Origin of the sequence: Asanoa sp. NPDC050611 (genome assembly GCF_040654855.1) — a bacterium.
GTDB lineage: Bacteria > Actinomycetota > Actinomycetes > Mycobacteriales > Micromonosporaceae > Asanoa.
In genome coordinates, this window is record NZ_JBFAIU010000243.1 from 1 (window position 1) to 11,650 (window position 11,650).

The window sequence follows — 11,650 nt, forward strand, 5'->3', positions numbered from 1 at the left end:
GGCCTGCCCGCGCGCTACTCGTGGGTCGCCGCGTTCGGCATCCTGGTCAGCCTGATCTGGCGAGGTATAGGGGTCCTGCATGACCATCTGCATGCTGCGCCGCAGCCGCCGCAGGTCGCTGGCCCGCATCCGGAACAGGTCGTGCCCCTTGAGGTACGCCCGGCCGGCGGTCGGCGACTCCAGCCGCATCAGCAGCTTCGCCAGCGTCGACTTGCCGCAACCGGACTCGCCGACCAGGCCGAGCGTCTCGCCCGGGCGCAGGTCGAAGCTGACACCGTCGACGGCCTTGACCGCGCCGATCTTCCGGGGCACCACGACGCCGCGGGTGATCGGGTAGTGCTTGACCGCGTTCTCGACCCGCAGGATCGGCTCAGGCATGACGGGCATCGAGCGCCTCCGGCGGGAAGTGGCAGGCGCTGGCCCGGTCCAGGCGGCCGATCCGGAGCAGGGTCGGCGCCGTCATCCGGCACATCTGCTGGGCGTACGGGCACCGCGGGTGGAACGCGCAGCCCTCCGGGATCGCGACGGGGTTGGGCGGGGTGCCGCTGATCGAGTGCAGGCCCTGACCACGGCGCTCCAGCCGGGGCACCGAGGCCAGCAGGCCACGGGTGTACGGGTGGGCCGGCGCGCCGTACAACGTGTGCACGTCGGCGTGTTCGACGACCCGGCCGGCGTACATCACGGTGATCCGGTCCGCGACGTCGGCCACCACGCCCAGGTCGTGCGTGATCAGGATGAGCGCCATCTCCAGCTCGGCCCGCAGCGTCGCCAGCAGGTCCATGATCTGCGCCTGCACGGTCACGTCCAGGGCCGTGGTCGGCTCGTCCGCGATCAGCACCTTCGGCCGCATCGCCAGCGCCATCGCGATCATCACGCGCTGCCGCATGCCGCCGGAGAACTGATGCGGGTAGTCGTCGACCCGTTGGGACGCGCCCGGGATCTGCACGAGGTCCATCATCTCGACCGCGCGCCGGCGGGCGTCGGCCTTGCTGACCCCGCGCCGCGAGCGCAGCGCCTCGGTGATCTGCCAGCCGACCGGGTAGACCGGGTTGAGCGCGGAGAGCGCGTCCTGGAAGACCATCGCGATCTCCTGGCCGCGCACCTGCCGGCGGCGCTCCGGTGCGACGGTCAGCAGGTCCTCGCCGCCGAACAGCACCTGGCCGCCGCGGACCACCGCCGGGGGAGTGTCCAGGATGCCGAGCACGGCCTGGGCGGTGACGGACTTGCCGGAGCCGGACTCGCCGAGGATGGCCAGCGTCTCGCCCGGGTCGACGTGGAACGACACGCCGTTGACCACGCGCGCCACGCCGTCCCGGGTGTCGAACTCGATCCGCAGGTCGCGCACCTCGAGCAGGTGCTCGCCGGAGTGCGGCCGCTCCACCCGGGCCCGGGTCGGCGGGGTCGACCAGGCCGCGGTCGGCGTGTCCCAGCTCGCCCGGTCGTCGTCCCAGCCGGCCACCACCGGCGCGGTGGTGTGTTCGGAATGGCGCGGGTACTGGTAGCTCATCGGCGCAGTTTCGGGTCGAAGGCGTCCCGGATGGCGTCGCCCAGCATGATGAACGCGAGCACCGTCAGGGTGAGGGACAGCGACGGCGCGATCAGCGGCATAGCCGCCTCGCGCACGTGCTTGCCGGCCGTGGCGATGTCGATGCCCCACGAGATCGCCGGCGGGCGCAGGCCGATGTTGAGGAACGACAGCGTGGCCTCGGTGGCGATGAACGTGCCGAGCGCGATGGTCAGCACCACGATGAACGGCGCGAGCGCGTTGGGCAGGATGTGCCGCCACATGATCCGCAGCGGGCCGGCACCGAGCATCCGGGCCGCGGCGACGTAGTCCTGCTGGCGGGCGGTCAGCACCGACGAGCGCATGACCCGGGCGGCGGTCGTCCAGCCGAGGATGCCGAGCACGATGACCACGGTCGCGATGCCGGAGCCCTGCCGGTCCGCGGCGAGCCGCTTGCTCAGCACGATCGCCGCGAGCAGCAGCGGGATGCCGAGCACGACGTCGACCACCCGGGACAGCAGCGCGTCGAGCCAGCCGCCGAAGTAGCCGGCGAGCATGCCGAAGACCAGACCGATCACCCCGGTCAGGAGCACGGCGAACAGGCCGACCAGCACCGACGCCCGGGCGCCGTGGACGGTGCGGGAGAAGACGTCGCAGCCCTGGAAGTCGTAGCCGAGGATCGCGCCGCCGGACGGGCCGGCGAACTGCCGGCGGGTGGTGCACGCGGTCGGGTCGGCCGAGCTGAAGAGCCCCGGCGCGACCGCCATCAGGATCACCAGCACGACCAGGGCGGCCGCCACCCAGAAGATCCAGTTGCGGCGCAGGTCGTGCCAGGCGTCCGCGGCCAGGCTGCGGGTCTTCGGCGCGGGTGCGACCCCGGAGGGCGGCGGCGAGCCGGCCGGCGGTCGGGCACCCAGCTCGCTGGTCGCCGCCATCTCGAGGTCACTCATACCGGATCCTCGGGTCGAGTACGGCGTAGAGCAGGTCGACGAGCAGGTTCGTGACCAGGAAGACGATGACCAGCACGCTGACGAAGCCGACGACCAGCGGGCCGTCCTCGGTCTGGATGCCGAGCAGGAGCTTGGAGCCGACGCCCGGGATGTTGAACACGCCCTCGGTGACGATCGCGCCGGCCATCAGCGTGCCGAGGTCGACACCGATCAGGGTGATGACGGGGATCAGCGAGTTGCGCAGCACGTGCACGGCGACCACCCGGCGGGCGGAGAGCCCCTTCGCGCGGGCGGTGCGCACGTAGTCGGCGCGCACGTTCTCGGCCACCGAGGCCCGGGTCAGTCGCATCATGGTCGCCGTCGAGGCAGCGCCGAGCACGAGCGCGGGCAGGATCAGCCCGTAGAGACTGGGCCGGGCGCCCGCGGTGGTCGGGAACCAGCCGAGCTTGACGCCGAACAGGAGCTGGGCGATCGGGGCCAGCACGATGATCGGCAGGCCGACCACCACGAGCGTGAGCGCCAGCGTGGTGTTGTCGAAGATGCTGCCGCGGCGCAGGCCCGCGATCAGGCCGGCGGCGATGCCGAACAACGTGGCGAAGAAGAGGGCGAGCAGCGCCAGCTTGATGGTGTTCGGCCAGGCGTCGGACATGACGTCGCCGATCTCCCGACCCGTCAGTGTGCGGCCGAGGTCGCCGGTGAGCAGGTCCCGCATGTAATAGCCGTACTGCACCAGGAACGGTTCGTTGAGGTGGTACTGCTCGGTGAGCACCTGGCGGACGTTCTCGCTGACCGGCCGGTCGCCGGCGAGCGCCTGGAGCGGGTCGTTCTGGTTCGCGAACATCAGCGCGTACACCACGAAGGTCGTCCCGACGAAGGTGACGACCATCTGGAGCAGACGCCTGATGATGTAACGAGCCATGCGTGCCAGTCTCTGTGCGCCGGGGTCAGGGGGATGAACTTACCTCGCGTCCCCGGATGGACCGCGACCGCCGGTCCCGGAAAGGACCGGCGGTCGCGCGGTGCACGTGGTCAGTTGCCGAGCACCTCGATCTTGTTGAGGTTGATCCGGCTGAACAGGTCGACCTCCACGTCCTGGACGCGGGTCGAGAAGCCGTAGTTGTTCTGCGCGAACCGCAGTGGGATGACCGGCAGGTCGCTGGCCAGGATGTCCTCGGCCTTCTGGTACTTGTCGATCGACTCTTCCGGCGTCGACGCCGCGCTGCCCTCGGCGACCAGCGAGTCGAACTGGCTGTTGCTGTAGCCGTAGTAGTTCGACGAGCCGGTGGACGAGTAGAGCGGGCCGAGGTAGCTCTCCATCGACGGGTAGTCCATCGTCCAGCCCAGGCGGAAGATGCCGACGTTCTTCTTCTCTTCGACCTTGTCCAGCAGGTCGGCGATCTTCGCCTCCGGCACGGTGGTGCACTGGATCTTGAGGTTCGCGCTGAGCTGGTTGCAGGTCGCGTCGATCCAGTCCTTGTGCGGGCCGTCCGCGTTGTAGGTCAGCTGGATCTTGTCCGGGCCGCCTTGTGCCTCGTAGAGGGCCTTGGCCGCCTGTGGGTCGTAGACGCAGGCGTCACCGCAGGTGTTCTCCCGGTAGCCGGCGACGACGGGGGACACGAACGACCGCGCCGACTGCTGTGAGCCCTTGAAGACCGACCGGACGATCTCGTCGCGGTCGATCGCCTTCGAGATGGCCTTGCGGATCTCCGGTTTGGCGAAGTCCTGCTCGAACGTCGGGAAGGCGAGGAACTGGAACTGCGACGCCGAACTGCGCTGGAAGCGGTCGCCAAGGTCGTCGGGCGCGGTCGGGATGCTCTCCGTCGGGATCTGCGGGATCACGTCGAGGTTGTCCGAGAGCACGTCCGCGTACGCGGCGCTGGGCTGCAGGTAGATGCGGAACTCGACGCCGCCGACCTTGGGCTTCGCGCCCGGGTAGGCGTCGTACTTGGCGACCTCGACCTTGGCGTCGTGCTCCCACTTGCCGTTCATCATGAACGGGCCGTTGCCGATCGGCGCGCTCTCGAAGTCTTTCTTGAGCACGCCCTCGCTCTCGAACGCGGCCTTGGGCAGCGGGTAGAACGCGCTGTAGCCGAGGACGGTCTCGAACTCCGTGAACGGCTGCGAGAGCGTGACCTCGAAGGTCAGGTCGTCGATCTTCTTGAGGCCGCTCATCGTCTTGGCCTTCGGCGGCGGGGCCTTCTCCGGGCCGTCGGGGCCGTCCGGGTCCTTGGTGTTGTCGACCTGGGTGGCTCCGTAACCCGCGATGCGGCTGAAGAAGTAGCCGTTGTTCTGCGCGTTCGGCCCGTACGCCGCGAAGTTCCAGGCGTCGATGTAGTTCTGCGAGGTGACCTTCTCGCCGTTGTGGAACGTGTAGCCGTCCTTGAGCTTGATCGTCCAGGTCTTGTGGTCCTTGGAGTCGATCGAAGCGGCCGCGTCGGGGACGGGCTTGAAGCTCTCGTCGTAGCTGACGAGTGGGGCGTAGAGCGCGGAGAGCACCTGGATGCCGCTGGCGTCGTTGCTGTCGCTCGGCGTCATGTGCTGAGGCTCGGAGATCTGGATGCTGACGACACCGTTGGGATCGGTCTTCGCCGAGTCCCCGCTGTTGCATCCGACGAGACCGGCGGTGACGGCCAGGGGAACGACGGTTCCGGCGATCAGCCTGCGAACCTGCATGGAGCCTCCTTGGTGGCACTTGCTCGTGCTCGCGCGCGGGTCGACGCGCCACCGGTCGGGTGACGCAGTGCAACGACGGCAAAGGTAAGTCAACCGACTCCCTGAGCCAAACCGGCGGATCACGACGAGGTCACGGCGCCGGTCTGCCAGGTGTTGCGGGTCAAGCTCTTCGTCTGTTGTGGAGCTGCCACTCTGCGCAAGGTCAGGAGTGGACCGGGGAAAATTATGCCCTAGGATTCGGACCAAAACGGCCCGTCCATAAGACGGATAAGTCCGACATGCCGCCGGGCTCTCGCGAGCGGGCGACTACCCATTGTGAGCGGTGCCCCGGAGCAGGGCGATGAGGCGCCTACGGCCGCCGGCCAATGTGGGCGAACCTGTCAAAAACCTCATACCCGGCGTGGCGGCGTGACCCGGATGCCCTAATTTCCGATCATCGTGTTATGCGACTCCGCATCGCAATAGCCGCATCTGCCCTTGTATCCGCCTTGATCGCATCCCTCGGAGTCGCCGGAGGTGCACACGCCGGCCCGAGATCGGACCTCGCCGACGTCGTCCGGCAGCTGCTGATCAACCGCAGCACGACGACTAAGGTCCCCGCGCCCGAGCCACAGGTCACCATCGCCGGGCGCAGCACGGGCAAGTGGGGCTTCGGCACCGCCGTGCTCGCGGCCGCCAAGGTGGAGGGAGCCTACCCGGAGGGATGGCTGTTCATCGCGCACCGCGACACGAACGGCTGGACCGCCGCCCTGGAGGGGGAGCCGAGGTTCGCCGTCCTCGCCGGTCAGGCGCCGATCCTCAGCTCCGAGGAGCGCCGCGTGCTGGGCGTCGACCTCGACCGCGCCGAGGCGCTCGACCGGCGCACCGGCCTGCGGCTGCCGTACGCGAACGGCCAGACCTGGACCCTCACCGGCGGGCCGCACCGGATGAGCACCACCGTCCGGAGCTCGATCGACCTGTCCGGCGGCGACGGCAAGGTGCTCTCGGCCCGCGCCGGGCTCGCGTACACGATGTGCTCGTCCGGAAAGGGGTGGATCCGGGTCATCCACGACCGCGGGTGGGCGACCGACTACTACCACCTCTCCGGCAACATCAAGGTCAGCGGCAAGCGGATCGGCGACGGGGTGTTCCTCGGCAACATCGGCAACGACGTCTCCTGCGGCGGCTCGTCGACCGGCGCCCACGTGCACTTCTCGCTCCGTTACAAGAACAAGTACGTGGCGATCGACGGGCACGCGATCGGCAAGTGGGTGATCAAGCAGAGCGGCGCTCTCTACGAGGGGTACGCGCTGCACGGCTCGGCGCGGGCCGACGTCGGGGACGGGCTCTACAACTACGGTCGGCTGGGCTTCCGCCAGGGCATCGTCGACACGGACGGCGGCGGCAGCACCATCCAGCGCTCCGGTCCCGCCACGAGCTACGCCCAGGTCGGCTCGATCGCCGACGGCGAGACGGTCGACATCGTGTGCTCGGTCCGGGGCGAGCTGCACACCGGCCGGCTCGGAACGACCAACCTCTGGACCCGGCTCAAGGACGGCAGCTACATCAGCGACGCCTTCCTCTGGACCGGCCGCAGTGACCCGCTGAACGGCTTGTGCCCCTAGCCGGGGTTGTCCTGACCGGCGCTGATACGGTCGCGGGAAATCTGCCGGTAACAGGGAGTTGAGGCGACCATGGGCAAGAAGGTCACCGTCGTCGGTGCCGGTTTCTACGGCTCGACGACGGCGCAGCGGCTGGCCGAGTACGACGTCTTCGAGACCGTCGTGCTCACCGACATCATCGACGGCAAGCCCGAGGGTCTCGCCCTCGACATGAACCAGTCGCGGCCGATCGAGGGCTTCGAGACCCAGGTCGTCGGTGTCACCACCGGCACCGACGGCTCCGGCTACGAGAAGATCGCCGGTTCGGACATCGTGGTGATCACCGCCGGCCTGCCGCGCAAGCCCGGCATGAGCCGGATGGACCTGCTGGAGACCAACGCCAAGATCGTCCGGGGCGTTTCCGAGCAGGTCGCCCGGCACGCGCCCGACGCGGTCGTGATCGTCGTGTCCAACCCGCTCGACGAGATGACCGCGCTCGCCCAGATCGCCACCGGCTTCCCGAAGAACCGGGTGCTCGGCCAGGCCGGCATGCTCGACACCGCCCGCTTCAGCAACTTCGTCGCCGAGGCGCTCGCCGTCCCGGTCGGCACGGTCAAGACGCTGACGCTGGGCTCGCACGGCGACACGATGGTGCCGGTGCCCTCGCAGTGCACGGTCAACGGCAAGCCGCTCGCCGAGCTGCTCCCGGCCGAGAAGATCGACGAGCTGGTCGTCCGCACCCGCAACGGCGGCGCCGAGGTGGTCGCGCTGCTCAAGACCGGCTCGGCGTACTACGCCCCGTCGGCCGCGGCCGCCCGGATGGCTCGCGCGGTGGCGCAGGACAGCGGCGCGGTGCTGCCGGTCTGCGCCTGGGTCGACGGCGAGTACGGCATCAACGGCGTCTACCTGGGTGTCGAGGCCGAGATCGGCGCCGGCGGCGTGAAGCGCGTCGTCGAGACCGACCTCACCGAGTCGGAGCGGGCCGCCCTGGGCGAGGCCGCCGAGGCGGTCCGCGCCAAGCAGGGCGACGTCGCGAACCTCTGAGCTACAGCTTGACGAAGGGGTCACCCAGGTGGGGAACCGCCAGGGTGGCCCCTTTTTCGCGGGCGTCCCGCAGGAGCGCCACGCGGGTGGTGCGGGCCAGGTCCGGGTCCATCTCGTGGGTGTACGCCGTCTCCGGCGCGACCAGTTGCACGGCGTGCACGAGCAGGTCGCCGGTGATCAGGACCGTGTCGTCGCCCGTCTCCAGCAGCACGGACTGGTGGCCGGGCGTGTGGCCCGGGGTGTGGATGACCCGCAGGCCCGGCGCCAGCCGATGCTCGCCCTCGATCCCGTCGAGCTGGCCGGCGGTCCGCAGCGGGTCAAGCGCGTAGGTGCCGGCCGGTGCCCCGTGCTCCTCGATGGTCTTGATCTCGACCTGCTGCATGAGGTAGCGGGCGTTGCGGAAGAACGGCGCGCCGGCCGTGACGGCCCAGCCGATGTGGTCCGTGTGCAGATGCGTCAGGACGACGGTGTCGACCTCGTCGGGGTGGATGCCGACCTCGTCGAGCGCGGCCGGGAGCCGACCGGGGACCGGGGCCCACGCGGCGGCGGGCGAGTCGGCCGGGCCGATGCCGGCGTCGACCAGCACGGTGCGCCGGCCCAGCCGGATCGCGAAGCACCGGAAGCGCAGGAGCCACTCGCCGCCGGCCGTCACCGAGGACGGATCGGCTTCGTCCGCTTTGCGCCAATCATCCGGTGTTGCGGTGGGGAATGCCTTCGTTCGGGACTCGAAGAAGGGACCTTCGCCGTCGGATAGGGCGATGATCGTGGCTTCTCCGACCTGGCGCTGGAGGGGCATCGCCTGATGGTGCCACGCAGAGGGCGGATGCGAGTGCCCCTCCCCTGGGCATTAGGTCTTGATCTGCGCCGTCCGGAGGACCAGGCGCCAAGGGCAAATCGCATATGCAGTACGCTCGTACTGCTAACGAGAAGTCCGAGAGGAGCGCCGGCCGATGGCCAAGATCAAGGTAGCGAACCCGGTCGTCGAGCTCGACGGCGACGAGATGACCCGGATCATCTGGAAGCAGATCCGCGAGCAGCTGATCCAGCCGTACCTCGACGTCGACCTCGAGTACTACGACCTGTCGATCCAGCACCGCGACGCGACCGACGACCAGGTCACCGTCGACGCGGCCAACGCGATCAAGCGGCACGGCGTGGGCGTCAAGTGCGCGACCATCACCCCCGACGAGGCGCGGGTCGAGGAGTTCGGCCTCAAGAAGATGTGGCGCTCGCCCAACGGCACCATCCGCAACATCCTCGGCGGCGTCGTGTTCCGCGAGCCGATCGTCATGTCCAACGTGCCGCGGCTCGTCCCCGGCTGGACCAAGCCGATCGTCATCGGCCGTCACGCCCACGGCGACCAGTACAAGGCGACCGACTTCGTCGTCCCGGGCCCCGGCCGCGTGACGATCACCTACACCCCGGCCGACGGCTCGGAGCCGATGGAGTTCGACATCGCCGACTTCCCCGGCGGCGGCGTCGCGATGGGCATGTACAACTTCGACGAGTCGATCCGCGACTTCGCCCGGGCCTCGTTCCGCTACGGCCTCGAGCGCAAGTACCCGGTCTACCTGTCGACCAAGAACACGATCCTCAAGGCGTACGACGGCCGGTTCAAGGACCTGTTCCAGGAGGTCTTCGACGCCGAGTTCAAGAACGAGTTCGCGGCCGCCGGCATCACCTACGAGCACCGGCTGATCGACGACATGGTCGCCGCCGCGCTCAAGTGGGAGGGCGGCTTCGTCTGGGCCGCCAAGAACTACGACGGTGACGTGCAGTCCGACACCGTCGCGCAGGGCTTCGGCTCGCTGGGCCTGATGACCTCGGTGCTGATGACGCCGGACGGCAAGACCGTCGAGGCCGAGGCGGCGCACGGCACGGTCACCCGGCACTACCGGCAGTGGCAGAAGGGCGAGAAGACGTCGACGAACCCGATCGCGTCGATCTTCGCCTGGACCCGCGGCCTGGCCCACCGGGGCAAGGTCGACAACACCCCCGCGGTCACCGAGTTCGCCGACAAGCTCGAGCGGGTCTGCATCGAGACCGTCGAGGGCGGCCAGATGACCAAGGACCTGGCCCTGCTGATCTCGCGCGACGCCCCGTGGCTGACCACCGACGAGTTCATGAACGCGCTCGACGAGAACCTGGCCCGCAAGCTGGCCTGATCTCTTTTCTGCCGGAGGCCCACCCGCCGCTGCCGTGCGGGTGGGTCTCTTGGCATGCTGGGCGCCATGGATGCGGGGGCGACTTTCACCGGTGAGCGGTTCGCGGTCGAGGACTGGGCGCTCGACCCGTTCGACCGGGTCACGTTCGAGGGCTGCGCGTTCGACGAGGTCGACCTGACCGAGGCCGAGCTGACCGCCTGCCGGTTCGTCGAATGCGACCTGTCGATGGTCAAGTTCAGCAGCGCGGTGCTCACCCGGTGCGCACTGCTGCGTTGCACGATCCGCAAGTCCGCGTTCTTCAACGCGCGGCTCGACGACTGCAAGCTGACCGGCACTACCTTCGACGACTGCGACCTGCGTCCGCTGACCGTCGCGGGCGGGGACTGGTCGTTCGTCGTGGCCCGGGGCGCCAAGCTGGCCGGGGTGTCGCTGGCCGGCGTCAAGCTGCGCGACGCCGACCTCGGCGACGCCGACCTGACCAAGTGCGACCTGCGCGGCGCCGACCTGGCCGGCGCCCGCCTGCGCGCCGCGCTGCTGAAGGGCGCCGACCTGCGCGGCGCGGACCTGAGCAACATCGACTTCACCGAGTTGGACCTCACCGGCGCGCGGATCGACCTGGCCCAGGCGGCCCTCGTGGCGACCAGCTACGGCGCGATCGTCGAAGCCACGTGATGATGCCGCTGCCGGCGGGACGGGTGACGCTGGCGGACCGGCGCACGCGGCGCTCGTGGTCGGTCGACGTCGACGCCTTCCAGCTGGCCGCGGTTCCGGTGACGCAGGCGTCGTACGCCGATGTCCTGGGCTCGCGGCCGAGCGCGGCGGTCGGTGACCGGCTGCCGGTGGAGAGCGTGTCGTGGTTCGACGCGGTCCGCTACTGCAACGCCCGGTCGGCCGCCGAAGGGTTGCGGCCGGCCTACGCGGTCGACGGCGAGCAGGTTTCGTGGGACCGGTCCGCGGACGGCTACCGGCTGCCGACCGAGGCCGAGTGGGAGTACGCGTGCCGCGCCGGCACGACCGGCCCGCGCTACGGCCCGCTCGACGAGATCGCCTGGTACCGCGGCAACTCCGGCGAGCGGATCCACGAGGTCGGCCGGCGGCGGCCGAACGACTGGGGCCTGCACGACATGCTCGGCAATGTGTGGGACTGGTGCTGGGACGTCTACGACGCGGAGGTCTACGGCACCTACCGGGTCCTGCGCGGCGGCGGCTGGTTCGACGAGCAGTGGAGCTGCCGCGCCTCGGTCCGGCGGCGCAGCCACCCGACGTTCCAGGTCGACGACGTGGGCTTCCGGGTGGCCCGAAACGCAGGGGTGTCACTCCCGGGCTAGGACCGTTTCGCTATCTCGCGGCCGAGCCGAGCTCGACCGCGTGCGGCCTGCTGCCTCCGCAGGACTACCCGCCGCCGGCCCGCATTCGACCTGCTGACTACGGCAGGCGGCGGCCGCGCTGGTCGACGCCGGCCTGGCCGTACGGGTAGTCCGCGACGCGGGGCGCGCTGGCCTTGTCGAGGCGGTCCCGCTCCGCGGCGTCGAGCACCAGGTCGCCGGCGGTCAGGTTGTCGTCGAGCTGTTCGATCGTCCGGGCGCCGAGGATCACCGAGGTGACCGCGGGCGCGTCGGCCAGCCAGGCCAGCGCGACGGCGGCCATCGAGGCGCCGCGCGCGTCCGCGATCTCGCGGACGGCGTCGACCACATAGGTGTTGTGGACCGCGGCGCGTCAAGGCTCGCCGTGCTG

12 protein-coding genes are annotated in these 11,650 nt (G+C 69.8%); 5 read left to right on the plus strand and 7 right to left on the minus strand.

What is annotated here, in order from left to right; all coding sequences use genetic code 11:
• The 5 genes from AB0H87_RS29285 to AB0H87_RS29305 form a co-directional block, all read right to left on the minus strand.
• A partial coding sequence (locus tag AB0H87_RS29285; protein ID WP_360152561.1) for an ATP-binding cassette domain-containing protein occupies positions 1–378 on the minus strand: 378 nt, incomplete at its 3' end.
• Positions 371–1,507 carry an ABC transporter ATP-binding protein gene (locus tag AB0H87_RS29290; RefSeq protein WP_360152564.1) on the minus strand — a complete coding sequence of 379 codons (1,137 nt, stop codon included), beginning with the start codon at positions 1,505–1,507 and terminating at the stop codon, positions 371–373. The genes AB0H87_RS29285 and AB0H87_RS29290, both read right to left, overlap by 8 nt.
• Positions 1,504–2,454 carry an ABC transporter permease gene (locus tag AB0H87_RS29295; RefSeq protein ID WP_360152567.1) on the minus strand — a complete coding sequence of 317 codons (951 nt, stop codon included), beginning with the start codon at positions 2,452–2,454 and terminating at the stop codon, positions 1,504–1,506. The genes AB0H87_RS29290 and AB0H87_RS29295 overlap by 4 nt, the downstream gene beginning before the upstream one ends.
• On the minus strand, positions 2,447–3,373 hold the full coding sequence (locus AB0H87_RS29300) for an ABC transporter permease (protein ID WP_360152570.1): 927 nt from the start codon (positions 3,371–3,373) through the stop codon (positions 2,447–2,449). Before AB0H87_RS29300 ends, AB0H87_RS29295 begins: the two co-directional genes overlap by 8 nt.
• Positions 3,374–3,483: 110 nt before the next feature.
• Positions 3,484–5,127: an ABC transporter substrate-binding protein gene (locus AB0H87_RS29305; protein ID WP_360152573.1), complete on the minus strand. Its 1,644-nt coding sequence runs from the start codon at positions 5,125–5,127 to the stop codon at positions 3,484–3,486.
• A gap of 488 nt (positions 5,128–5,615) precedes the next feature.
• Here AB0H87_RS29305 and AB0H87_RS29310 point away from each other — a divergent pair, with 488 nt between their 5' ends.
• On the plus strand, positions 5,616–6,731 hold the full coding sequence (locus AB0H87_RS29310; protein WP_360152576.1) for a peptidoglycan DD-metalloendopeptidase family protein: 1,116 nt from the start codon (positions 5,616–5,618) through the stop codon (positions 6,729–6,731).
• A 69-nt stretch (positions 6,732–6,800) separates the two neighbouring features.
• The gene (gene mdh / locus AB0H87_RS29315) at positions 6,801–7,751 is read left to right on the plus strand and encodes a malate dehydrogenase (protein WP_360152579.1); all 951 of its coding nucleotides are present in this window, start codon (positions 6,801–6,803) and stop codon (positions 7,749–7,751) included.
• A gap of 1 nt (position 7,752) precedes the next feature.
• Here mdh and AB0H87_RS29320 read toward each other — a convergent pair whose 3' ends face one another.
• The gene (locus tag AB0H87_RS29320; RefSeq protein ID WP_360152582.1) at positions 7,753–8,403 is read right to left on the minus strand and encodes an MBL fold metallo-hydrolase; all 651 of its coding nucleotides are present in this window, start codon (positions 8,401–8,403) and stop codon (positions 7,753–7,755) included.
• A gap of 298 nt (positions 8,404–8,701) precedes the next feature.
• On the opposite strand from AB0H87_RS29320, the gene AB0H87_RS29325 reads away from it, so the two are divergent.
• From AB0H87_RS29325 to AB0H87_RS29335, 3 genes are all read left to right on the plus strand, one after another.
• Positions 8,702–9,916 carry an NADP-dependent isocitrate dehydrogenase gene (locus AB0H87_RS29325; RefSeq protein ID WP_360152585.1) on the plus strand — a complete coding sequence of 405 codons (1,215 nt, stop codon included), beginning with the start codon at positions 8,702–8,704 and terminating at the stop codon, positions 9,914–9,916.
• A 66-nt stretch (positions 9,917–9,982) separates the two neighbouring features.
• The gene (locus tag AB0H87_RS29330; RefSeq protein WP_360152587.1) at positions 9,983–10,588 is read left to right on the plus strand and encodes a pentapeptide repeat-containing protein; all 606 of its coding nucleotides are present in this window, start codon (positions 9,983–9,985) and stop codon (positions 10,586–10,588) included.
• Positions 10,588–11,244, plus strand: coding sequence for a formylglycine-generating enzyme family protein (locus tag AB0H87_RS29335; protein WP_360152590.1), 657 nt, complete (start codon positions 10,588–10,590; stop codon positions 11,242–11,244). Before AB0H87_RS29330 ends, AB0H87_RS29335 begins: the two co-directional genes overlap by 1 nt.
• 97 nt (positions 11,245–11,341) lie before the next feature.
• On the opposite strand, the gene AB0H87_RS29340 is transcribed toward AB0H87_RS29335, so the two are convergent.
• Positions 11,342–11,608 carry an aldo/keto reductase gene (locus AB0H87_RS29340; protein WP_360152593.1) on the minus strand — a complete coding sequence of 89 codons (267 nt, stop codon included), beginning with the start codon at positions 11,606–11,608 and terminating at the stop codon, positions 11,342–11,344.
• Between the last annotated feature and the right edge of the window lie 42 nt (positions 11,609–11,650).

Coding starts and splice junctions, on each gene's coding strand:
- mdh (WP_360152579.1), top strand. CDS start 6,801: ATGGGCAAGAAGGTCACCGTCGTCGGTGCCGGTTTCTACGGCTCGACG.
- AB0H87_RS29325 (WP_360152585.1), top strand. CDS start 8,702: ATGGCCAAGATCAAGGTAGCGAACCCGGTCGTCGAGCTCGACGGCGAC.
- AB0H87_RS29295 (WP_360152567.1), bottom strand. CDS start 2,454: ATGAGTGACCTCGAGATGGCGGCGACCAGCGAGCTGGGTGCCCGACCG.
- AB0H87_RS29290 (WP_360152564.1), bottom strand. CDS start 1,507: ATGAGCTACCAGTACCCGCGCCATTCCGAACACACCACCGCGCCGGTG.
- AB0H87_RS29330 (WP_360152587.1), top strand. CDS start 9,983: ATGGATGCGGGGGCGACTTTCACCGGTGAGCGGTTCGCGGTCGAGGAC.
- AB0H87_RS29300 (WP_360152570.1), bottom strand. CDS start 3,373: ATGGCTCGTTACATCATCAGGCGTCTGCTCCAGATGGTCGTCACCTTC.
- AB0H87_RS29305 (WP_360152573.1), bottom strand. CDS start 5,127: ATGCAGGTTCGCAGGCTGATCGCCGGAACCGTCGTTCCCCTGGCCGTC.
- AB0H87_RS29335 (WP_360152590.1), top strand. CDS start 10,588: ATGATGCCGCTGCCGGCGGGACGGGTGACGCTGGCGGACCGGCGCACG.